The sequence below is a fragment of the Soonwooa sp. T0.1_25 genome, from assembly GCF_057652215.1.
Genome location: NZ_JBYFBZ010000011.1, coordinates 38,652 through 62,238, shown reverse-complemented (window position 1 = coordinate 62,238; position 23,587 = coordinate 38,652). Strand labels below are relative to the sequence as shown.

Annotated in this window: 16 protein-coding genes, 1 pseudogene and 1 riboswitch; of the genes and pseudogenes, 12 read left to right on the top strand and 5 right to left on the bottom strand. The window is 32.9% G+C overall.

The annotated features are described in order from the left end of the window. Positions 1-268: 268 nt before the first annotated feature. Entirely contained in the window at positions 269-559 is a 291-nt protein-coding gene (locus tag AC23MB_RS12215) for a helix-turn-helix domain-containing protein (protein WP_487787418.1), read from the bottom strand. After that, positions 549-902, bottom strand: coding sequence for a type II toxin-antitoxin system RelE/ParE family toxin (locus AC23MB_RS12210; protein WP_487787417.1), 354 nt, complete (start codon positions 900-902; stop codon positions 549-551). The genes AC23MB_RS12215 and AC23MB_RS12210 overlap by 11 nt, the downstream gene beginning before the upstream one ends. A 510-nt stretch (positions 903-1,412) precedes the next feature. Here AC23MB_RS12210 and AC23MB_RS12205 point away from each other — a divergent pair. The 4 genes from AC23MB_RS12205 to AC23MB_RS12190 all read left to right on the top strand — a co-directional run bounded on the left by AC23MB_RS12205 (position 1,413) and on the right by AC23MB_RS12190 (position 6,527). After that, positions 1,413-2,630 carry a tyrosine-type recombinase/integrase gene (locus AC23MB_RS12205; protein ID WP_487787416.1) on the top strand — a complete coding sequence of 406 codons (1,218 nt, stop codon included), beginning with the start codon at positions 1,413-1,415 and terminating at the stop codon, positions 2,628-2,630. Positions 2,631-2,956: 326 nt separating this feature from the next. Continuing rightward, positions 2,957-3,865, top strand: a complete 909-nt coding sequence (locus AC23MB_RS12200) for a hypothetical protein (RefSeq protein WP_487787415.1) — start codon at positions 2,957-2,959, stop codon at positions 3,863-3,865. A gap of 89 nt (positions 3,866-3,954) precedes the next feature. Continuing rightward, positions 3,955-4,236 carry a helix-turn-helix domain-containing protein gene (locus AC23MB_RS12195; protein ID WP_168637781.1) on the top strand — a complete coding sequence of 94 codons (282 nt, stop codon included), beginning with the start codon at positions 3,955-3,957 and terminating at the stop codon, positions 4,234-4,236. A gap of 116 nt (positions 4,237-4,352) precedes the next feature. Beyond that, positions 4,353-6,527, top strand: a complete 2,175-nt coding sequence (locus AC23MB_RS12190; RefSeq protein WP_487787414.1) for a virulence-associated E family protein — start codon at positions 4,353-4,355, stop codon at positions 6,525-6,527. Positions 6,528-6,573: 46 nt separating this feature from the next. Here the strand turns inward: AC23MB_RS12190 and AC23MB_RS12185 are convergent, their stop codons facing one another. Together AC23MB_RS12185 and AC23MB_RS12180 are read right to left on the bottom strand one after the other, a co-directional pair. After that, positions 6,574-7,206 carry a hypothetical protein gene (locus tag AC23MB_RS12185; RefSeq protein ID WP_487787413.1) on the bottom strand — a complete coding sequence of 211 codons (633 nt, stop codon included), beginning with the start codon at positions 7,204-7,206 and terminating at the stop codon, positions 6,574-6,576. Between the two features lie 28 nt (positions 7,207-7,234). After that, on the bottom strand, positions 7,235-7,906 hold the full coding sequence (locus AC23MB_RS12180) for a hypothetical protein (RefSeq protein WP_487787412.1): 672 nt from the start codon (positions 7,904-7,906) through the stop codon (positions 7,235-7,237). A gap of 58 nt (positions 7,907-7,964) precedes the next feature. Further along, positions 7,965-8,065: riboswitch (SAM-I-IV-variant riboswitch) on the bottom strand. Between the two features lie 480 nt (positions 8,066-8,545). Here AC23MB_RS12180 and AC23MB_RS12175 point away from each other — a divergent pair. The 6 genes and pseudogenes from AC23MB_RS12175 (at position 8,546) to AC23MB_RS12150 (ending at position 18,487) form a co-directional block, all read left to right on the top strand. Then, positions 8,546-10,489, top strand: coding sequence for a DUF262 domain-containing protein (locus tag AC23MB_RS12175; RefSeq protein WP_487787411.1), 1,944 nt, complete (start codon positions 8,546-8,548; stop codon positions 10,487-10,489). Between the two features lie 58 nt (positions 10,490-10,547). Then, positions 10,548-12,302: pseudogene (locus AC23MB_RS12170) on the top strand (site-specific DNA-methyltransferase). A 5-nt stretch (positions 12,303-12,307) separates the two neighbouring features. Beyond that, positions 12,308-14,641: a DEAD/DEAH box helicase gene (locus AC23MB_RS12165; RefSeq protein WP_487787410.1), complete on the top strand. Its 2,334-nt coding sequence runs from the start codon at positions 12,308-12,310 to the stop codon at positions 14,639-14,641. A 69-nt stretch (positions 14,642-14,710) separates the two neighbouring features. Further along, entirely contained in the window at positions 14,711-14,896 is a 186-nt protein-coding gene (locus tag AC23MB_RS12160; RefSeq protein WP_487787409.1) for a DNA modification system-associated small protein, read from the top strand. An 11-nt stretch (positions 14,897-14,907) separates the two neighbouring features. Then, the gene (locus AC23MB_RS12155) at positions 14,908-16,896 is read left to right on the top strand and encodes an AAA family ATPase (protein ID WP_487787408.1); all 1,989 of its coding nucleotides are present in this window, start codon (positions 14,908-14,910) and stop codon (positions 16,894-16,896) included. A 10-nt stretch (positions 16,897-16,906) separates the two neighbouring features. Further along, entirely contained in the window at positions 16,907-18,487 is a 1,581-nt protein-coding gene (locus AC23MB_RS12150; protein ID WP_487787407.1) for an ATP-binding protein, read from the top strand. Positions 18,488-18,619: 132 nt separating this feature from the next. On the opposite strand, the gene AC23MB_RS12145 is transcribed toward AC23MB_RS12150, so the two are convergent. Next, a complete protein-coding gene (locus tag AC23MB_RS12145; protein ID WP_487787406.1) occupies positions 18,620-20,260 on the bottom strand; it encodes a reverse transcriptase domain-containing protein in 1,641 nt (546 codons plus the stop codon). A gap of 418 nt (positions 20,261-20,678) precedes the next feature. On the opposite strand from AC23MB_RS12145, the gene AC23MB_RS12140 reads away from it, so the two are divergent. Both AC23MB_RS12140 and AC23MB_RS12135 read left to right on the top strand, forming a co-directional pair. Then, positions 20,679-21,899: a hypothetical protein gene (locus AC23MB_RS12140; protein ID WP_487787405.1), complete on the top strand. Its 1,221-nt coding sequence runs from the start codon at positions 20,679-20,681 to the stop codon at positions 21,897-21,899. Between the two features lie 1,122 nt (positions 21,900-23,021). Further along, positions 23,022-23,447: a DUF6943 family protein gene (locus AC23MB_RS12135; RefSeq protein WP_487787404.1), complete on the top strand. Its 426-nt coding sequence runs from the start codon at positions 23,022-23,024 to the stop codon at positions 23,445-23,447. The last annotated feature ends 140 nt before the right edge of the window (positions 23,448-23,587 follow it).

Below are 23,587 nucleotides of genomic sequence, written 5' to 3'. Positions count from 1 at the left end.
CTAAATAGTTGTCGATTGTTATCATATTCTTTTTTTGTCTTGTTACTGTCGGCACGTTTTAAAATTACGCCTAACGGGAAAAGTATTGGCGAAGTGCGGGCTAAATGGAACGAAAAGTTCAATTTAGACTGGACGTAGCCGATGCTTTTTTCTTACACTAAATTACTCTTTTTTGTGGAATAAAAAAGCAGCGGCGGATAAATTTAACCAAAATTCAACTTTTCCTTCTCCCCGCATTTTGCCAATACTATGTTAGGCGATGTGCTTGTTATACATCAATCGAAATTCTTACTTTTCCTCCGAGTCCTTTTTCTACGATATCAAACAATGTTTTAAGAGTTAAATTACTTCCATTATTCTCAATTTTAGAAATATATTCACGTTTTTTATCGACCAAATCTGCCAATTCAGATTGAGTTAAATGTTTTTCTTCACGAGCTTTACGCAACATTAAACCAATTTTAAAAGATTCGAAATCTCTATCGAGTTCATCTCTTCTTTCTGTTCCTTTTTTTCCGTAAACACTGTCTTTTATTTCTTTCCAACTTTTAGTTTCCATTTTCTTTTGATTTTTGTTCGTAATATTCAGCCATTATTTTTAAGGCTTTAACAATTTCATTTTTTGGTGTTTTTTGTGTTTTCTTTTGAAATCCATTCATCAAAACAACCAATTTTTCACCATCAAAAAAGCAAAAAACTCTCCAAATATTTGAACCTAATTGAATTCTTGCTTCGTACAATCCATCAGTTCCGACAATATGTTTTAGATAGTTTGAAGGAACACGCTCAAGGGTTTCAATCGCTTCAATAATCTTGAATATTTTATCTTGAACTTTTTGAGGTTGTTCAGAAAGAAAATTTTCAAAATATTTTTTAAACGATATAACTTCTCTTACTTTCATGAAACAAAAGTAATTTAAAAGTTACATTTAAGCAAGTTTTTATTGAAAATTTTTTATTGATTACGAATTTTTATAGCATATCGCCTAACGGAAAAAGTATTGGCGAAGGACGGGCTACCTTGCAGACAATTCCAAAGGAAAACCGAACCTGAGCAAAATGCTTTTTCAGATTTCTAAATTACTAAAAAAAGAAATATGAAAAGCATTTTTGCGGATATTGCTAACTAAATTTTCAAAGACAATATTCACCCCGTCTTTTGCCAATACAATGTTATATAAACAATTCAATTTATTGTTACCAATTGCACTTAAAACACCATAAATAAAGAGTTTTTAAAATTGAACTGATTAAATAAATGTAATAAAAAGCAATTAAAATACATATTTGTTGTACTAAATGTTGTATCTTTGAATTACAATGCTTCCAATTATATTCTGTTGATTTTATGTTGCTTCATTTGTTTGCATTGATTTTTAAATTTAGTTTAATTTCCTAAAAACTCAAAGATCATGGCAACTGTTAAACTCGTTCTTAGAACACAGCAAAAAGACAAAAACGGAGATAACCCTTTGTACATCCGAGTAATCAAAGACCGTAAATCTCGATTTATCAGTACAGGTTATAAATTCAAGGAAAGCCAATGGGATGAAGAAAAACAAAGAGTACGCAAAAACTTTCCTAATTCTGCAAGAGTAAATGCACTCTTGGCTCAAAAGGTTGCAGATGCTGAAGGTCATGTTGCAGATTTAGAAAGGAAAACAAAATCAGTTTCTGGAAGAAGATTAAAAGAAGCTATCAAAGGAAAAGGTTCAGTTAATTACTTTGCTTATGCCTACAATCGAGTAGAGCAAATGAAAAATTCAGTTTCTTACAGAACCCACAGAGGTTACAAGGATTGTATTGCGAAGTTTGAAAAATACAATGGAAGTAGAGACTTGAATTTTGATGATATTACCTTCACCTTTCTAAAAGATTTCCAAAACTATTGCAGCAATACGCTTGGTAATAATAATACAACGATAAAACTATCGATGACTGTTTTGGGTAAATTCTATAAAGATGCCATAAAAGAAGATTTGGTAGATGCTAATTTATATCCGTTCGATAAAATCCAAATTAAAAAAGAAGCCGGGAAAAGAACATTTCTAAACAAAGATCAAATTAAAGCATTTTCAGATGCAGAAGTTAATCCAGATTCTAAAGCACCTATTATTAAGGACATGTTTTTGTTCTCAATTTATGCAGGAGGTTTGCGTTTGAGTGATGTACTAGAACTAAAATGGGAGAATATCAACCTTAAAGAAAACCGAATTACTAAAACCATTAGAAAAACAGGAAGATTACACAGTTTTAAAATTGGACAAGTTGCGATTGCCATTCTTAACAAGTACAAAACAAATGAAAGTGAAGAGACTCATTTTGTTTTTCCGATGCTAGAAAACAATACGCCTTATTTCCAAAATAAAGAATACGCCAATGCTGAAATTGAGCGTTGTACATCACTTTGTTCATTACATTTAAAAAACATTGGAAAGAAGTTGAAGTTTCCTTTCAATTTGTCCTTTCATTTAAGCAGACATACATTTGCAACCAATGCACTTAACAACGGAATGCGAATAGAACATGTTTCAAAACTGATGGATCATTCAGATATCGGCATCACCCAGATTTATGCAAAAATCATTTCCCAAGAGTTGGATGATGCGGTTGAAAAATTCGTTTATTAAAAAAAAGTAAATAATTAATTACTTCAAGGTATATTCTCTGTAAACAAAAATTACAAAATATGTAAAAATATCCTTTATATGTAAAATATCTCTTTACATATTTACCGATATTACTTATGTGTAGTATGGAAAATTATACTTTGTTGATAAATATGTAAAAAATATTTTTTCATTCACTTACGTTTTCTTACTTTCGTTTTCAGATGAATATGAAGAAAATTTTCGAAAAATTCGATTGCTTCGTGAAAGCATTTCTTCAAAAAACTTCTACATGAAAGAAATACTAAGAGAATTTAATTGTACCCATTCAAAACACAAAGAGAGAGATGTCCGACCATTACACTTTATTGGAAACTTCGCCGTTTTCTGAATTTACTGCAGTGTCAAATAATAAAAATTTTGATACTCATTTTGATATAGATAAAGAGCTTGTTACCGACCTTCATTCTTATTGCCAACAGCTCATTTACAAAACCTTTTCCATTACACATTCCAAAATTCCCGATTTCATAAACCATCATTGTAACATTGCTAAAAATCCTTTGCAATGGTTAAATAAGTATGAAAAATTGATTCATGTCAATGAAGAATTATTTCATGGTGCAAGAAACGAGAGTAGAATAATCAAGTTCTACACAAATATGGAATTAAAACGAATTAAAATTGATGAGGAGAATAAAAAATCTCAAATCAAACGACCACCTCATAGAGAAACAAATGCTTTTTCCGATGAAAGATACTTCAGCTTTAAAGAAACAAAGTTGAAAACATATACATATCAAACAATTCAAGAACAGGTGTATTTTCTTACTTCTGAAATTTTCGAGTACAGAACTGCCGATATAGAATTAGTAAATTACAAGCTTCCGAACTTTACAGATGAATGTGAAAAACTAATAGGTAAAATCCAAACACTTGCAAAAATGAAAGCAGATATGGAGCCTATTTCGCAGTCCCTTCCACCTTCGTTAATGCCGTATTCTAAGTTGAAAATCAACTGTAATATCAACCAAATAGTTGATGTTTTCTACCAATTATCCCGAGAAATGTTTGAGGATGGAAAGCCTTTTATTGACGGTTCAGTGCAGGATATTGTTGCGGTTATTGTAAATTCATTTGAAGATCGAGCGGGACTTTCATTAAGTCCCGCTACAGTTGAAACTATTTTGCGCCCTTCAAAAAATGATAAACGACCTAACTCTCACAAACGCATAGACTTAGATAAACTGTTGTAAAAAAAATAGTCCCGGCGAGACCATTTCGGGACTTCCGGACTTTTTTCTTTCTCACACCTTTGCTTCATAATCTTAAACAAACAATTTTTATGGAAGCAATTATTTTATCCAAAGAGCAATTTGATGGTCTAATCTCAAAAATTAATGAGATTCACGAAAAACTTAACGCTAAGACAGCACCAAAACAGGAAGTATTCCTGGACAATGAAGAATTAATCGCAATGCTGAAAATCTCACGCAGAACCGCACAGACGTGGCGTGATGAAGGGAAAATTTCTTTTTCTCAGGTAGGCAGCAAAATCTACTACAAACTGTCCGATGTTGAAAAGACAATGCAGGATCACTACAACAAGTCTTTCGCGAAAAAGTGACTGACATTTTTCCAAACGCTGAAACCTCTAAGCCCTCAAATTCAGTGAGGGCTTTTCTCTAAAATCTAACTTGTCACCCTGAGCCTGTCGAAGGGTCTAAATCAAAAATCAACAAAATGAAATCCACCATATTTAAAAACTTCAATGAAGTAGCAGAACAAAAAGACATTCAAAAAATCCTTTCGGATATCAAAACCGGCGTCTATCAAAATGCAATCACATATTTAAGAAAATCGCTTGCCGACAACAAGAAAGAAGCAGCAGAAAGAGCCAAAAAATCACTTCCGGCATTCACACCCAGTGCAACATTCAACGGAGGTAGAAAAATGGAATTTCTTACCAACTACAATGCCTTAATGGTGTTGGATATCGACAAACTCGAAAAAGAAAAACTGCAGCAGTGCAAAACCAAAATCAGAATGGATGATTTTGTTTTTGCTTCGTTTGTCAGTCCTTCAGGAAACGGTCTGAAAATTTTCGTGAAAGTTTCGTCCGACAAAGAACAGCACAAAGAAACCTTTCTGAAATTGCAGCGATATTTTGAAGAATTATTGACGGTAGAAATCGACAAATCCGGAAAGGATATCACAAGACTTTGCTTTATGTCTTCCGATCCCGAAATTTTCATCAATGAACATTCCCAAGTTTTTTCAGAAAACCCACCAGAGGAAATTTGTGATTCCGAGCCAAAGCGAGGAAACTCAAAACATCAAAATAATCCGCAAGCGGATTATGATGTTTTGTATGAGCACGCAGTCCGCTTCACCGAAAAGAAAATCCAATTCACAGAAGGCAACCGTAATAACTTCGTTTTTGCTTTGGCCAACAATCTGAACAGAAAAGGTATATCTGAATCAATGGCTTTAGGCTACATTTTAGCAGATTTCGGCTATGACGCAAAAGAAGTAACAACCGCCGTTCAAAGCGCCTATCAAAATACTACTGAACATAATACAGATAAGTTTGTTCCAAAAGAAAAATCTGCGAAACCTGCGCGATCTGCGAGCGATAGAAGAAATTCCGGTGGATCGTCCGTGACAAAAACCGAAGACGGAAATTTTAGCGATGACGAAGAGGAAACACCCTCATATATTGATAAACTGGAAATGTTTCTCAACAACCGTTACAATTTTAGATACAATACTGTTCTAGGTAAATTGGAATTCAAAACACTAAAAGCAACCAAATGGAAACCCATGACTGATTTTTCTGAAAACTCAATCCTTCGTGAAATCTTAAAAGCAAAAGTAAAATGCAGTATCAATAGTCTTAGAAACCTACTTCATTCTGACTATTGTGAAATGTTTGATCCTTTCGAGGTGTACTTTGAGAACCTTCCTAAATATGAAGATGAAACTGATTATATTACAATGCTAGCCGATACAGTAACCACTACCAAACAAGAACTTTGGAGAACCTGTTTCAAGAAATGGTTTGTGGCTATGGTGGCTTGCGTACTCGATGAAAAGCAAGTCAATCAAACAGTAATTGTTTTTAGTGGAAAGCAAGGTTTAGGAAAAACAACTTGGATGGAAAAACTGATGCCTAAACAGCTCAAAGAATATATCTTTTCCGGGACCATAAATCCAAACAATAAAGACACCTTAATCCATTTAGCCGAATGTATGTTAATCAATTTGGATGAACTTGAAAATCTAAACCGTTCAGAAATTGGCAGCTTAAAAGAAATCATAACCAAAACTCATATCAGAATGCGAAAAGCCTACGGGCACAACAATGAAAATATGCCAAGACGAGCCAGTTTTGCAGGAAGTGTAAATACTTCACAATTCTTAAACGATACAACCGGTTCACGCCGTTTCTTATGCTTTGAAGTGGAACACATCGAATACACCCACAATATAGATATTAACAAAGTCTATGCTCAAGCAGTACAACTCAAAGAAGATGGATTTAGACATTGGTTCAACCAAGAAGAAATAAAAGAAATTAACCAAAATAACGAACAATATCAACTCAGAAGCCCAGAGGAAGAGTTACTATTAACGTGGTTCACTCCTGCAGAAAAAGACAAAGCTCAATATTTCTTCAATACTACTCAAATCGCACAAATCCTTTCTACACGTGCAAATATCAATATCAATGAAGCCACAGTTCGCAAATTAGGAATGGCGTTAAAAAAACATGCCTTCAAGAAAATAGTTAAAAATAAAGTCTATGTTTACCCAATAATCCTACATGAATACGAAGAAGTAGACAAGGATAACAAGCAATTTGAAAACCCAAAATCAGAAATTGTAGAACTGCAAAAAATACCCTTTAGATTTTAAAACAAAAAAGACCGATTTTTCGGTCTTTTTTGTTTTTATAAAGATTTCAAGAACTTATTTTAGGATCAATCTTTGGATCAATTTCGAAAACAATAGTTTCATCTGGATATTCAATCATAATCCTATTTTGATAAAACTTTTCCATCATTTTTTTACCAAGAAGGTTAATGTTTTTTTTGAAAATATTTATTTCTAATGGAAATTTTGGATAATTAACAAAATTCAAAACCAAATGTTTTTCAACTAAATTTCCATAAACCAACTCAAATTCCTGTACAGCAGCACTTAGGTGAATTTTTTTTTCTTTGATTAAATTGGATTGATAGTTCTGTAGATACTCTATGTATTCATTTTTTTCGTAATAGGTATTGTCGTAATTTTTTTGTAAACCAATATTAACTTTAGCCGTATTGGTTTTATGTTTAATTTCCTTTGTGGTATCAAATACAATGACACCATCTTGTAATTTTATGCGTTTTGCGAGGGACATTGTATGCCTATTGATTATTAAACTCGAATCTATATTTCGCTTAAGGAATTCATTATGAATTTTGTTGATGTATTGAGAACGCGCATTTCCCCACGCATTGACTCCCACTGAATTGTTAAATATTTCAACAAGCTCTAAATCTGAAAGTTCGTTGATGTATTCGAAATTAGTATTGATATTGGTGCTCATTTTTTCTAGCTTTTTTAATGATTATTACTTAGTTTTTGATGGTATTTTTCTCAAATATCCATTGTTTTAATTCCTCCAAACCTCCTTTTCTTCTACAATATCCACACCCCCATTCTTCCTTTTCGGGGCTTATCGAAATGTATAAATGATGATTGTTTGAATTCACGCAATGGCTTATGTATAAACCTTTTTTTGCGTCATGTACTTTAGGAGAAAGACCATTTACTTTCATTAAATCCAGAAGTTTACTTTTTGCAGCGCCTTTTTTTCTATTTGCAATATTTTCTTGAATTTGACGAAATTGTATATCCGAAATGAGGTCCGATTTAAATTTTATTACCCTTCCGTCAAACATACTTCTGGCGTGAATAAATTCAGTAAACGCAAGGAGAAGATTATCAATAAAGCTAAAATCATAATCGTATTTGTACTGACAAACAATTTTTTGAGGTTTTTTTGATGCTTCAATAATAGATTTTTCATCATTTTCGTCATCTAAGAAAACATCAATCCATTGGATATAGTCGTCATTAGTAATTCTATAAAAATAGAATATAGGTGCTTCACCGATGTTCAGATCGTATTCAATAAACGCCAATTTTCGAAAATCAGAAAGGTCGCCTATGCCGAAATCGTCTTTGTAAGTTGTACCTTCTTGTTGTACAAAAGCTTTTTCTGTACTGAAATGTGGATGTACCATGTTGCAAAATTTATAATGTTAATAATTACAAATCATCGCAAGAGAATTTTTTGGGGAGATAACCTTATTATTTTGGCAGGTTTGCCCTCATTCTAAACCACCGTGGCAGGTTAAAGCTCGGTTGGTATTCTGATAGATCAGAAACTCTTGATGATTACTTCTGCAATATTACAGTTTATTCTTAATAAAATCCAAATTTTTAGATTTTTTTTGTGTATCAAAAACTTTCACATCAATGCTATAATGCTCAGTATTCCAATAGATCTATTTACTTTATTCATTTTCTTTGAATTTCCTCAAAGTAACAACGTAAGTAACGTAAGTGATTTTTCACAAAACACTTTTTTATTTTTTTCTCCAAAAAAAAAAATGCTGAAATAGAGTAGAATAGTGCAAACGGCGAGTACCACTTCATTTCTTTGCCTTAATTACCTCGTTTAAAATAGTTTTTTTTACTACTGAAAAATAAAAATATCTTTTTGCGAATTTTCTCTTACGTTCTTACGCATTTACGGTTTTCCTCTTTCTACTTTCGTTTGCTCTTTGTATATTTAGATGAAAAACATGAAATAGGTTAAATAATTTATTTTAACTAATAATCTTGTTTATAAATAACACAAAACTAAACTTGAAAAACTAATGGCTTCTATTCTACCATTCAATGAGGTTTTTAAACAAAAAATATTCAGAATTCCAGATTATCAGAGGGGATACTCTTGGGAAGAGTCTCAACTAGAAGATCTTTGGGCGGATCTCTCAAATATACATTTGTTAAATAATGCTTATCACTTCACGGGTATTTTAACAATTAATAATTTTTCAGAACAAGATTATGATAGTTTGGAGCGTGAAGGATTCGGAGATAATATCAACAGAGCAGAAAATACGGTTTCTATAAATGGTGAAGTATATGTTTCCCACAATCTAGTAGATGGGCAACAACGCTTAACAACAATTCTTATTTTGCTTTCTCAACTCATAAAAAAAATTAAAAACGAGGCAGAAAGACTGCAATTCAGTAGGCAGTATTTTTTTATGTATGATAATGGAAATAAATATCTTTTTGGATATCATGTAGATGTGCCTTCACACCATTATTTGATTCGAGATATTTTCGAAGACGATTCTTATAGTGCCGAAGATACCGAGACTTTATATACTCACAATCTCGATTTTGCTAAGGATTTTTTTAATAAAAAAATTGTTGGATATTCACAAAATAATATCAAGGATCTCATCACTAAAATTACAGATCGATTACTATTTTCTGTCCTTAATCTTAGTGAAGCTTCAGGCAATAATCTAGATATCTCGATGGTATTTGAAACCCTCAATTTTAGAGGGAAGCAGCTTTCTGGATTAGAACGTTTCAAAAATAGAGTATTGTATTTATTATCAAAGCAAAATAGTACCCCCTCCAATATTGCCAAAAGAAGAAAAGATGTTAACAATACATGGTTAGAAATTTACAAATGGTTAGGTAGAAATCCGAACCCTAAAAAAGTAATGGATGATGATGCGTTTCTAAAAGCATTTTGGTTGTTGTATTTCTCAGACGATACCATGGTAGCAAAAGAGTTTAAAGCTTATCAAAAAAACTTATTCGAAAAAGATTTTAGCCTTCTTAACATCTATGGTAATCGATTTATGAATTTAGAAATTTTACCCAAGTGGCTAAAGTGCATGAGGCAATCTGTAGTCCTTTGGTACTTTATCAATAATCCATACGAGGTAGAAAATGATCCCGAATTCAAATACTATTACACGCCAAAAATTCAACGTTCTTTACTTCGTCTCAATAGTTTTCCATTTGGGTACGGACGTTATATGCTTAATTTAGTTTTAGCTATTTTAGTTCGTTTGTTGCCGAAATGTGATGATGGTTTAAACTTAACTCTTGCGCAACAAAATAATGTAGAGATAATAGAAAAGTTCCTTTGGGCGGCAGAAAGACATAACATCATGTGCTTTTTGTTCAATGGTAATAAAACCAATTTCAATCAAGAAGCAACATTTAGAGATATCAATAGGTATTTTCAAACAGGTAATTCTGGCGTTACGAATGTTACCTTAACAGAACTTTTATTGGAAAAAAGAGTTTCTCATTTCGACTGGGATTCGGTGATGCGTAATCTAGAAATGGGCAATTATTTCCAATCTTGGGATGGTATTTTTTTTATTCTTAGAGAGTACGAGGAGTCTATTTCGGGCAAAATAGTAGATAGAGAAATTACCGTCAACAGAATATATCCAGATGATGAATTTTCTGTTAGAGTGTTGTATCAAGATATCAATCGTTATGGTGTAGCGAAAAAGAGAAAATATTCCTACGCCTTGGGAAATCTTTTTATGTCCAACAACCAACATGCAGCAAGAGATTTTGATGCGCATAAAACCCGTATTAGCAATGCAATCGCTAGAGAAAACATTATCTACGAGTCTGAAAGACAATTGCTTAATTACAAAAATTGGACACCTCTAGATATCGAGCAGCGCAGTAAAGAGATTTTAGACTTTGTGATAGATAAGTGGCAACTTCCTACTTTACCCGCAAATTTTTGGCAAGTCTACTTTGGTAATTAGTATTGCCCAATACTTATTTTAGTAGTATTTTTAAAAATTAATTTGCGAACAATACCCCATGAATAAACAAGAACTCATCAGTAAGATTAAATCATTACAAGATATATCCTCAGAAGAAAAAGCCTACCTTATAGAATTGGTAAATACCAAAAAGAAATACGGTTTAGTATGGGAAGACAAACCAGAAGATGTAGAAGAACAATTGCGTAGCATGTTACCTGTTTTTAAAGAGGTAAAAGAACGTGCGATAATTTCTGAAAATACAGAGGCACCCAACCATATCTTAATCGAAGACGACAACCTACATGCATTAACAGCCCTTTCGTATACACACGAAGGGAAAGTTGATGTCATCTATATCGATCCTCCTTATAACACAGGGAATAAAGATTTTATTTACAATGATGCGTATGTAGACAAAGAAGATACCTACCGTCACAGCAAATGGTTATCCTTTATGGACAAGCGTTTACGTTTGGCAAAGAAATTATTGTCTGAAAAAGGAGTTATCTTTATTTCAATTGATGATTATGAACAAGCACAGTTAAAATTATTGTGTGATGAAATATTTGGATCAGGGAATTTTGTTGGAAACGTAGTATGGCAAAGATCTTATGCTCCTATTAATCTTTAAAAAACAATTTCACAAAATCATGATTTTATATTAATCTATTGTAAGCAAGATTTTGAAAAGTTTGAATTAAATAAACTTCCAAGAACTGCCGAAGCAAATTCAGCATATAAAAATCCAGATAATGATCCTAGAGGAAAATGGAAATCTAGTGATTTTTCTGTTGGACCAGCTGTGGAAAAAAATATCTATCCAATAGAATTACCAAGTGGAAGAATTGTATATCCTCCTAAAGGTAGAAGTTGGGTTATGACTATAGAAAGATTTGAAGAATTTAAAAATGATAATCGGATTTGGTTTGGTAATAAAGGAGATGCAGTGCCTTCAACTAAAAGATTTTTATCTGAGGTAAAAGATGGTATAGTAGCAATGTCTTTATGGCCTTATTCTGAAGTTGGTCATACACAAGATGGAAAAAAGGAATTAAAAACTATTTTACATGAAGCTAATAATCCATTTGATACCGTAAAACCAGTTAAATTAATAGATAGAGTTTTAAGATTATCTAGTAATAAGAGTTCAATTATCCTAGATTTCTTCGCAGGTTCTGGGACTACTTTACACGCTACCATGGCGCTTAATGCAGAAGATGGTGGAAATCGCCAATGCATTTTAGTAACCAATAATGAGAATAAAATTGCAGAAGAAGTAACCTATGAGCGCAACAAGCGTGTCATCCAAGGCTATACCAGTGCCAAAGGAGAACAAGTAGAAGGGCTAGTAAATAATAACCTTCGCTATTTTCAGGCAGACTTTGTTCCTAGTGAGCGTACTGAAATAAACCGCAGACTTTTAACGGCGCGTTCTACAGAGCTATTATGCATCAAAGAAGATTGTTTTCTAGACGTAACCAAAAATTATAATATCAAAGAGAGGCAAGCCAAGCTTTTTACCAACGGCTTAGGCAAATATATGATAGTCATCTACCACTCTCGTAACCAAGAAGAGGTAATCGCTCAACTTACAGAACTTATCCAAAATTTAGAAACCACAGAGAAAATAAAATTATACGCCTTCAGTCCAGAAAAAGAAAGCATAGAAGAAGACTTCTTTGCAGTGGCAGACAAGATTGCAGCGGTACCATTGCCAGATAGTATCTATAATGCCTATCGTGCAACTTTCCGTACCCTAAAACTTAACAATAAGCCTGCTGCTGTAAATTCTCTAAACCAAGACATCTAAACACCATGTACACTTTATTAGACTTTCAAGAAAAAGCCGTTAATCAGTTACAAGCACACGTAATTTCGGCTATAGAAGAGCATAGAAAACAAACTCCTGTTTTACTTAAAGCACCTACTGGAGCTGGTAAAACAGTAATGGCAGCAGCATTAATAGAGCGTGTAGTAGATCAGGCACATCTACATCCTGGTCTAGATAGCAATATGGCGTTTATTTGGTTTGCACCCAATACGCTGCATGTACAGAGCTATGATTCTCTTAATCTATTGTATGAGGAGCAAAGACGTCTCAATTGCATCAATCTAAGCGAACTTTCAGCAAACCCTGTGCTTAATCCTGGCGATTTGCTGTTTGCCAATTGGAGCAGCTTAAGCTCAGCAACCAATATTTGGCGAAAAGAAAATGAATCCAATACCAATCTGGAGTCTCTTATAGAAAATACACGTAACAACGATACCAAAATTATCCTAGTAATAGATGAGGCACACTTGTCAGCTTTTACAGGAGCTCAAGCAAAAGCAGTAAGAGAGCTTATCGCAGCAGATGTAGAAATTTTAATTACGGCTACACCTAGCCATATACCAGACAGAAATGTAGTAGTATCACGTAAGGATGTTATTGAACAAGAACTCATTAAAAAGTCCGTACGTTTGAATATTGGTCTAGATCCTTCCCAGCAAAATGGAGATAACGTCCACATTCATCTGTTGAGAAAGGCTTTTGAGAAAAAAGCAGAACTTCAAAAACTGTATGATGAAGAAGTGGGTGTAGGGGTTGTAAATCCTTTAGTTTTAATTCAGTTGCCTTCAGATTCCACAACAATGTCGGAAGAAGACAAATCCATACGAGAAATTTTGGAAGGGATTTTGGCATCAGATTACCAGATTTCCTCAAACAATGGACGTTTGGCAATTTGGCTTTCTGGGGAAAAAGATAAAGATGGCTTAGAAGATCTTAACGGTTTACAAGACGTGTTAATTTTTAAACAAGCAATAGCACAAGGTTGGGACTGCCCTCGTGCCGCTATTTTAGTCAGCTATCGTAATGTAAGGTCAGAAGATTTCGGGATACAAACGGTAGGGCGTATTTTGCGTATGCCACACCGCAAGCATTATCAACACGATGATCTCAACCATGGCTATGTATACACCAATATCCAAACCAATCAAATAAAATTTGTACCGTCAGATTCCGATTATTTCGATAAGCTTCTGGCAGTGAGACAAGATGATAAATCTTGGCATTTTGCAGTGATGCCTACCGCACTAATGATCAACGACCGTAAAACGAGTGCAACATTAACTTCTACCTTTCAAACGATTTTCTTCAACGTTATGGAGAATAAGTACGGAATAAAACAGCTACCTGATATCGATTTGTTTACACCAAGGGCAGAAGACGACCAGGATGTGATGAAGATAAAGATGGAAAACACGCAAAAAATGATCGAGAAAGGTTGGGAGTTCCAGATAGATGCGCATCAAATTAAAATTCCTACAGATATAAAAGTAGATCCATACCAAGTAGAGGCAATACAAATTACCAACGATAACCGTAAAGAATTTGCCATAACAAACGAAGAGTTTAGGCAATTCTTCGACCGTTTCTGCTACGATAGTATCACCAGACTTATTAAGGAAAAGTCTTGGCGTAAAATGCGTGAGACTTTAATTAATTTTGCTGAGTATTATTTACAATCTTTCGAATACGATGCTCGTAAAATCTACCTATATCCTAATAATAAAGCCATTATTTTGGATGATATTAGAGTGGCGTTAGAGAAATTCGACGCATGGCAACAAGCCGTTGGTAACGACAGGCGTCGTGTAGAATATTCGGACTGGCAAATTCCTAAAGAAAGATACTACAGCGAAAAACATACTAAAGAGGAAGTAGAAAACCATGCCTTATTCCCTTTTTACGAACAAAATGGGGCTTCTAATCCAGAAAAATTGTTCAAACAATTTCTTATTGATAACGCCGATAAAATACAATATTGGTACAAAAACGGAGATAGTGGCAGAGAGCATTTTGCAATCGACTACGAAGATTCTATGGGCGTAAAAAGACTTTTTTATGTAGATTTTATTATTGTAACTAAAGATAACAAGATTGGTCTTTTCGATACCAAAACACTTAAAGGAGATATTGTAGATGCTAACAAGCATAATGCTTTGCGTAAGTGGATGGATAATAATGGGGAGCATTATTTTGGTGGGATACTAATTCCTGTAGAAATGGCTGGTATTTGGAAGTTTTATTATTCTGAATTTAACCTTCCTGAAAATCAATACATAGAAAATACAACAGGCTTTATGGATATAGCCTCAAAATTATAGATTAAAAACTAACACCAAAAAATTATAAAACATAAGATAGATATGAATAAAGGTTTAGACGCTATGTTCATGAACTATGGAATCCGAAAGGAGGACATGGACATTATTAAAGATATTTGCGAAGAAGCAGAGATAGATTTTGATTGGTTTAAGGAGTATATTCTTAAGGAATATCATGAGCTAAAAATGAAAAATGAAGAGATTGACAGTAAGTTACTACAGAAAATTCTAGAAAAAGCATTGTCTAATAAATAATCATTACGCACATGATAATCACAAAAATTGCAGCTAAAAACTACAAAACATATAAAGACCTCGATCTGGATTTAACAGTCAATCAAGACCAACCAATTGTACTCATAGGTGGACAGAACGGTGGTGGTAAAACAACGCTTTTTCAGGCTATTTATTCAGCTTTATATGGCTTAGAGGTGAAAGATAAAGATCATTTTAAAAGGCTAGTTTCTGCGGCTACACCTTTTAATAACGACGTTCGTATTGAACTTGAAATTGATTTTAAAGGTAAAGTTTTAATGAAGGATTTTTTATATAAAATAAAAAGGACTTATGCACTTAATAATCAAGAACAACCTGTAGAATCGGTTACTCTTAATTTTAATGGTGATGTTTTTACTTATGGTTCAGCGATGCCTTTTGCTCAAAGAAATAAACTTGAGGCTGAAGTTAATAAAATCATCAAAGCCAATCTGCCAAAAGAGTTAAGTAAATATTTTCTTTTTGACGCTATGGAGTCGGGGGATCTTCTAAAGGAAGATTACTTAGCACGCGTTATCAAGGAAAATATTGAAAATGTAATGGGTTTCAACAAGTACATTCATTTAGAAGAGGCTGTACACAAGTTAAAAGAAAAATATGTAGCCGATTCTTTGGAGATTGAATCCGAAAGGGAGGAGTATCAAAAGCTTTTGGATGAAAAATCTAATATTGAAGCCCAAATTAAAAGACTTAACGAAGAACAGAAAATAAAACTAGGCTATTCTATTGATAAAAAAGAACTATACAAAAAGGCCAAAGACGGAAAAAATTTGCAACAGGAGTTTCAAGACCAAATCAAAGTTTTAGAATCTCGTATCAATGATTTAAAAGATAAAGAGGCAGAGTATTTACATATGATGTCTAAATATGCTGAGGAAATAGAGTTGCAATCTTTTCTACCAAAATTGGTAGACACCATCAAAGACGAGTTGCAGTTAATTATTAATTCAACAGAAAATACTGCTAACTCTAGTCGCTTTTCACAGAATCAGCTAGAGTATATGTATCAAAGAATTGGAGCTTACCTTGATGCTAAAAAACTGGAGGGTATTGATAAAAGCTCTTTTGCAGATGATTTAATAGATTTTATTAAGCAAGATCAAATAAATAATAATTCAGCTCAGGATTTTAGTTATTTTTCAGATGATGAAATCAATTCTATTAAGTTACTTTTAAATCAGTCTTCTGCTAATACGTTTAATTATTTAAACCACACCAAAGAAAGTTTACAAAAAGAGTTAAAGCAACTTCCTATTCTTAAAGCGGATTTGGCAGAGGCGAAAAGTCATTTGTCTTCAGAAGATAATTCTATTATTGATTCATATGAATCTAATGAAGCATTATTAGTGGATCTTAAAAATAATATCACGAATCTTCAAGAAGAAATTAATCGTATTAATAAGGAGATTAATAAGTTTGACATTTCTGAAGAAGAAATTCCTAATCCAAAATTAGAAATTCTTAAAAAAATTGAACCTGTATTTGCTAAAATTTCAACTGCCTTATTAAAATCCAAAAAGCACCGTATTGAAGAGATGATGAAAAATGATCTTAATTCAACTTTGGTTGCCTATGCAGATCAAATTGGTAAAGTAGAACTTTCTGAGAATCTATCAGATTTAACATTTAAAATTTTTCATAATTCGGGCAATGAAATTTATTTAGAAGAATTAAATGCGGCTTCCAAACAGATTATAGTACAAGTTCTACTAAAGGCATTACATCAATTTGGTGATTATAATCCGCCTGTTATGATTGACACGGTGATGGGTTACCTAGATGAGGACAGTAGAGCTTCATTGTTGGAGAATTATTTTCCAACTTTATCTCATCAAACAATTCTGTTAAGCACCGATAGTGAGATTAGAACAGATAAAGATCTTATTAAAATTCAAGAATTTATTTCAAAAAAATATACGCTTGAAAGAGATAAAGTGAATCAATTAACTAATGTAAGAGAAGGATACTTTAACGCATAATTATTACTCTATGTTAACATTACAAACCAATTTACGTATTGCAGAAGCGGTTAATCCTAAAATGGAGGAACTTCGTATAAAATTAGAAGAGATATTAAATCTTGAGAAATATCACTTTGATCATAAACCATTTGCTGTAAAAGGAAATGCTAAATTTATGCGTATTTCTTTACTTGCTGGTTTGTCTATTAATGAGGCAAGAACGGAAGAGTTTAAAGAATTATCAATGACCAGTAATAGTATACATCCAACTTTATTTACCGTTCATAATTTATCTAATTATTTAAATACTTTGTTACATTTCAGATATGCACATCTTAATGTAAATTGGGAGGATAGTATCACCCGTAGTAAAGTGATCTGCGGAGAAATTTTAAAAGGAGCCGATTATCTATTAAAAGAGAACAGCTTATTAGAATGGTTATCTTTTACTGGGAGTAAATCCTCTTCTGCTAATGCAATTCCACATCTAAATCTGAATATTGGAGAATATGCGGATGATATTCCTGCATTTCTTGATATGAACAGTACGGCAGTAACCAATACTCAAATATTAATTGCAGGTACTACAGGTTCGGGTAAATCCAATTTATTAGCTGTTTTAATGAATGAGATTAGGTCTCTTTCTGTGGAAACAAGCTATCCAGTAAATTTCTTATTTTTTGATTATAAAGGAGAGTTTTCAGATGCGGCAAATAATGATTGGTTAAATCATTTCTCTGTAGATAGAACAGCTATTTTAGATCCTATCATAGAACCACTGCCTTTTACGCCTTTTAAAAACTTTGTAAATGCTAATCAGCAGGAAATTAATATTTATTCAACTGAAATGGCAAACGCTCTGTGTGCAATAGATAAAGCTTCAATCAGCGCAAACATGAGCAATAGATTATCCGAAGCAATTATTGCAGCTTATGTACAAACTAAAGGTCTGCCAATATCATTTGAATTAATTTATGAAACTTATACAGAAGCGCAACCTAAAAATGACAAGGAAAAAGTAGATAGCGTTAAATCGGTTTTAAATCAATTGATTAGGGCAAATCTATTTCAAACGGAAGATAAAATTGATTTAATAAACAATAGTTTTATTGTAAAAATGGATAAGTACGCGAGTGATGGTCCTGTCGGTAAAGCAATTGTTTACTTTATTATATCTAAACTAAATTCTATTTATGAAAATTTATCACAGCAAGCTAATGATGGTGAAAAGGTTCAATTGAGACATTTTACAATTATTGATGAGGCTCATTATATGCTAGACTTTGATAATAAACCATTAAGAAACTTAATTGCTGTTGGTAGAAATAAAGGAATGAGTGTTGTACTAGCAACTCAGAACATGGAGCATTTTAAATCTAAGCATTTTGATTTTTACGCGAATGCCCAATATCCTCTAATCATGAAACAACAATCTATTAATGATGGTGTTTTAAAAGATTTATATGGGACAAGTCCTTCTGAATTATTAGAACTAAAACAAGCCATTGCGGCTCTTGGAAAAGGGGAGTTAATTATTAAAAATAATGAAGCTATTTTAATGGGTATCGGCAAGAAGTTTAAGAAAATCAAAGTTCGTCACTTGATTTAATACCGCCGATATCATTTTTTAAGGTAGTGTCCTACTAACTGTGTAAGTAGAAAAGTTATTCTGAAAAATTTTGAGCCGAATAATCAATATATTCGGCTCATGATTTTTAAAGTTATTTCGTTTATATATTTATTACTCCTTTATATTTCTATCCAAGTGTTTTCTAACAGCATGATTTAGTATGTTGTGTCTTTTTCGTATGTTTTTTTTGAAACTTTTCTCTTTGGTATTTTCAAATATTTTATCACATCGATTAAGGTATGTAATGTAATTAGACTGTCTTTTGACAGGGAGGTATCTTAATACCAAATCATACTCACCATAGCTGTTCTCAACCAGATTATATCTTGTTCTATACTTTTGCTTTAGCTCTTGCCCATCATGATCGATCACTTTCAATGGTGCATTATAAAGTTTTTTTATTTGATTTTTAAATATTGCTTTTTTACCATAGGGGTTATTGTTGTAATAACTTGATGCACGCTTAGCTCGTCTTTTTACAATTTGGATGAGTCTTCTATAGTATTTTGCAATATTTGTAGCTTTTATGGAAGTATTATATCCCCTATATTCAAAACCTAAATAAATCAAAGGCTTGGCAATTCTCTCTTCACCATTTTCTATTTTAATAGAGGTGAGTCGTTCATCATTTTTTTTATTATAAATCAGTTTTCTAAAGGTAAATTCTTCAGTTTTCTGAAGACTTATTTCTAATTGATATTTTTTAATTTCGGATACTATATATTGTTTTATTTCTTCTACATTACCGATATTACATACAACTAATAAATCATCAGAATATCTTCTGTAATAGCCGTTAAACTGCTTACATACTTTTTTGATAATACTTCTGTCAAAATCCAATAAATAAAGATTAGCCAATACAGCGCTTAGTGGTAAACCTTGAGGTATGCCCATTTTTACAGATTTACCATTTTCTAATTTTTTACAAAATGGATTTTTATAAATTTTTAAATTCCCTTCTTTAATAGTGCTTCTAAAATCTTTAACATCATAAAAAAAACAGTTATATCCTTTTGTTCTTCTAATTTGATGAAGTTTTTTTTCATCAAATCCCGTTCGTCTTTTACCTTTAGTTTGCTTAATTCTCAGATCATCTCTCAGCACATAGCTGAAGTTAGTGCAAGCACGGTATACTTTATAATGGTGCTTTGGGAGTTGATTATTACCAACTACTTCACACCATTTTTGATATAGGATTTTATGATCTAATCCAGAAAAAAAACTTTCAATATCAAAAGTTAACGCGGCTACTGTTTCATTCTCAGATCTTCGTGTGATTTCGTCAAAAGCTTCCTTTGCAAAGTGTATGGTGCTTTTGCCTTTTCCAGTAGCTTCATCAGTTATTTTTCTATAAGCGATTACACATTTATTAAGTTCTGAGTCTTGTTTTAGTATAGTATTGTATCGATCATTAAGTAAATGTCCATAGTAACTGTAAATCAAAGCATCATAATGAGAAGCATAGTGTATAGGTCTTTTCTTTACAGTTTGCTTAGTATTATTCAATCCAATCTTATGTCGATGAGATCTCCCGGTTTTATTGGTGTTTAGGTGTTTATCTGGATTGAATTTTTTGTACTTTCGTTCTTTTATATTAGAATGAAGCAGTGGAAAGAAGGCATATTGCTCTATAAATTTCTCATTTGTAATTTGGGCGTAATATTTCTTCCATTCTTTATCTGTAGATAAAGATGGGGTAAGATGCAGATACCCTTTCGCTTTTATCCAGTCAGGTTTTTTTTCAATCATAAAAAAAGCTTATCTCAACATTTTTACAATAATTGATTCGGTATTTACATTACATATTTATCGGATGAGTACCCACATAATGAGTCATTGCTATTTTGTCCTAAATTAATGTTTAACTTAACTGAAATAGTAACATCTAAACCAACAGAAATGCTGAGAATAAATCTTAAATTACTACTTTTGTGGTCTGACATTATATTTATAATCATAGATGCTCTGGGCATATTCCCAAGTGTTCTAACGGCAGAATTAGCCTTGATTATTAAATCTTAAACCTTATCCATCTTATTATGGTAAGTAAAATCTTCAGTACTTAATATACATTTCAATTTTTCCATCCTTTTCTAGTTGTAAAATAATCTCTATGAAGAGATAAGCATCACAAATATAATGATATATTTGCTTCAAAATTAATAATATGAATGCAAATGAACGTAATACCGTAGCTCCAAAGTATAATCTAGGTGATTTAGTCACAGTTTCCACACACCCTTTTACACAGAATAATGGCGATATTACGTTAAAGGCACGCGCAGAATATACGAGTCCAATATTTTCAATTTTTGAAATTAAAAATTCTAATTTGTACAATGAAGAAACTGGTCTAAAAGACATTCAATATCATTGTATTTTTTTTAATACTAAAACAGGTTTATTCGAACGTAAATGGTTTAAAGAACAACAATTAAAGTTGATTAAATCATATGAAAGCTTATCTGATAAAGTAGAGGAAAGTGTGTACTTAGAGGATATTGAAAAGGTTGTAAATGCAAAAGTTATTTTGCAAACGGTTGATATAGAATTGGGAAAAACCAAATCTAGTTTTGAAAAACGACTAACAAATACCAATAAACTGACTGCACATCTTGATTTTTTACCTCCTGTTATGCTCGTCCTTGATGTTGTAAAAAGTGAAAATAAGAAAGTATTCAATCCTAAAACAGGAGTTAAAAATAATTCTTCTATACTTTTTAAGGTTAAATGGTATAACCCTATAAAACAGTGCTTTTCTGAGGATTTATTAAATGCAATAGTTTTGCGGGACGTAACTAGTTTAAATGATGAGTCACTTTTGACCTCATTTAAGAAGGGTAAATATTATGTAATACCGGACTCTAAAATTGAATTAGGGAATTCCAAGTTTCCGAACATTATCACTACTGATGATATTTGTTACAATTCTTATTATTATGAATTAAGCGGAAGAAGTATTTATAGTAATGATTCTTTATGCAAGAAGATTTTATCTGATTCTTCTGAGGTTTTAAAGGAAATTGAACTAGAAAATATATTTAGTGAAGAAAAATTAGGATTTGTTAGTGCAGGTGTATTTAAAAAAATAACACCAAGAAGTTTTACTAAAGGTAAAGTCTACAAGATTGTATATAAAAATAAAATGGGCAAGATTTCCGAGCGCGTTATTTATGTAAATAGAATTATAATCTTAAACTCTTCATTAGATCAACTAAATGAAAATGCAATGAGTTCAAAAATGGATGAACTTGATTCAACTCATCAGTATTTCATTGAGGCTAATTGTTTAATGCGTAATAATGAATTGAGGCACTTTAGGATAAGTTCAGATAGTGTTTTTTCTATAAAGGAGTTAATTTATGGAATTGAAACAGATAATTCATAATAGTATATAAACGTGCCTTCCCACAGCAAGTTACATAATCGAAATTATACGCACCTGCCAACCGCTACAACGTTGCCCTCCAGTCCGCAGGCTCCCTTACGTGCAAACCAGCATCATATGTGCCTATAATTTGAGATTATGTAAAATGCTTTCCTTTCCTTCGGGCAAGCCCTCAGGAGCCACCGCCTTCCAGCCGCTCGTGCAGTTATAATTTACACGGTCAGTTCCCCAATCGAAAACCTACAAATCCCCAACCACCCATTCAAGGATGCAGAAAAATGGTGCAGACTATTTCGGGATTTATCCAGTTCCTACAGCCACTGTATTGCTTTTTTTCAGCGGATAAGTTTAGTGGCAATACAGTCGCTTTCGTCACCACGCACAGTAGTATTCCATACTGAAGAAAATTGCATTTTCCATTCCATTATTTTCATCACACACCAAAAACACTTCGGTTTCATAGGCAAACATTTGTAGTGTGTTTGTGGCGCGTGCTGAAAATTCCCATGCAAAGCATTTTCTTTCCGCCCTCCATACCACTGTCTTTACAGCCGCTTTTTCAGGCAGTTATCCAAATAAAGATTTTCGGTGGGTGAGCCTGTCGAACCCATCCATTTTCCTGCGAGTCTATTTCCCCGTTTTGCCAAAGCTTTTCCATGTTCCTCCAGTCTATAGCCGGCATTCACTGCCCGAATCCTGAGCCTGTCGAAGGGCTTGCCGTCTATACACTTCCGTCACCGCACACAGCAATATTTCGCCAGTCCAGGTATTCCTGTCGCCATACCGCTGTCTTTTCCCTTTCTTCCCACCGCTTTGAGTGTCTGCATAATAAGCAAATATCTGCCAATATCGAGATTTCAAATTCCCATAAATAGAAGATTTCGGATAAGAAAAAATAAAAAAAAAAGAAAGTAAAGTTCTGTTGTCAGGAAAATGCGCCGACAATATCAAGCCGTAAACGGTTTTTCAGAAAAAGTTTTGTGGCGCTAAAATTTAGCCCCAAAATTTTTCAGAAAAAATATTGCATCGCATTTTCCTTCCACACGGTCGGAGCACTTTCTTTTTTTTCTTTTTTTCTTTTGAAAAATTTTCAGCGGAGCATAAAATTTTAAATCCCATGCTATGGAAAATTTTAAAGTACGCACGTACAACCCAGCAAAAGAAACTCCGAAAAATGCTTTGTTTATTTTGTCTAGAGGACAAAACGCAGGAAAGCCACTGTTTGAACCTTACCCAAACTGTTTTATCCTGTATTGCAAGGATCAAAACCAACTCGAAAACCTGTACTGGACCTTTTACACCCTTTGGAAAAACAGATTTTTTCATCCGTATTTATGCGGAAGTGTTATCTTGATGCTTAGACTTTTTGAACTCAAAAAAGTGATGCAGAATTTCATCATTCCGAGCCTTTGCAAGATGGAACAAAATGAGAAAATCCTTTCAGACATCAAAGCAGTTTATCAATTAGAACAAAAATTTTCACAACAACTGCAGCAACTTTCAGAACTTCGTTCTGTCTTAGTCCGAAAGTATTATTTTAAAATCTAATCTCAAAAAGTCCCCACTTAGGGGACTTTCCTATTGACTGCATCTTAAACCCACCCTAAGACGTAGATAAGTGCAACATATTTCGCCCTTCTATATAACCGACTGCAAGCAGACGAAAGCAATAGAATTGCATCAAAAAA

Coding starts and splice junctions, on each gene's coding strand:
- AC23MB_RS12185 (WP_487787413.1), bottom strand. CDS start 7,206: ATGAGCACCAATATCAATACTAATTTCGAATACATCAACGAACTTTCA.
- AC23MB_RS12135 (WP_487787404.1), top strand. CDS start 23,022: ATGGAAAATTTTAAAGTACGCACGTACAACCCAGCAAAAGAAACTCCG.
- AC23MB_RS12205 (WP_487787416.1), top strand. CDS start 1,413: ATGGCAACTGTTAAACTCGTTCTTAGAACACAGCAAAAAGACAAAAAC.
- AC23MB_RS12140 (WP_487787405.1), top strand. CDS start 20,679: ATGAATGCAAATGAACGTAATACCGTAGCTCCAAAGTATAATCTAGGT.
- AC23MB_RS12195 (WP_168637781.1), top strand. CDS start 3,955: ATGGAAGCAATTATTTTATCCAAAGAGCAATTTGATGGTCTAATCTCA.
- AC23MB_RS12190 (WP_487787414.1), top strand. CDS start 4,353: ATGAAATCCACCATATTTAAAAACTTCAATGAAGTAGCAGAACAAAAA.
- AC23MB_RS12165 (WP_487787410.1), top strand. CDS start 12,308: ATGTACACTTTATTAGACTTTCAAGAAAAAGCCGTTAATCAGTTACAA.
- AC23MB_RS12200 (WP_487787415.1), top strand. CDS start 2,957: ATGTCCGACCATTACACTTTATTGGAAACTTCGCCGTTTTCTGAATTT.
- AC23MB_RS12160 (WP_487787409.1), top strand. CDS start 14,711: ATGAACTATGGAATCCGAAAGGAGGACATGGACATTATTAAAGATATT.
- AC23MB_RS12180 (WP_487787412.1), bottom strand. CDS start 7,906: ATGGTACATCCACATTTCAGTACAGAAAAAGCTTTTGTACAACAAGAA.
- AC23MB_RS12155 (WP_487787408.1), top strand. CDS start 14,908: ATGATAATCACAAAAATTGCAGCTAAAAACTACAAAACATATAAAGAC.
- AC23MB_RS12150 (WP_487787407.1), top strand. CDS start 16,907: ATGTTAACATTACAAACCAATTTACGTATTGCAGAAGCGGTTAATCCT.
- AC23MB_RS12215 (WP_487787418.1), bottom strand. CDS start 559: ATGGAAACTAAAAGTTGGAAAGAAATAAAAGACAGTGTTTACGGAAAA.
- AC23MB_RS12175 (WP_487787411.1), top strand. CDS start 8,546: ATGGCTTCTATTCTACCATTCAATGAGGTTTTTAAACAAAAAATATTC.
- AC23MB_RS12145 (WP_487787406.1), bottom strand. CDS start 20,260: ATGATTGAAAAAAAACCTGACTGGATAAAAGCGAAAGGGTATCTGCAT.
- AC23MB_RS12210 (WP_487787417.1), bottom strand. CDS start 902: ATGAAAGTAAGAGAAGTTATATCGTTTAAAAAATATTTTGAAAATTTT.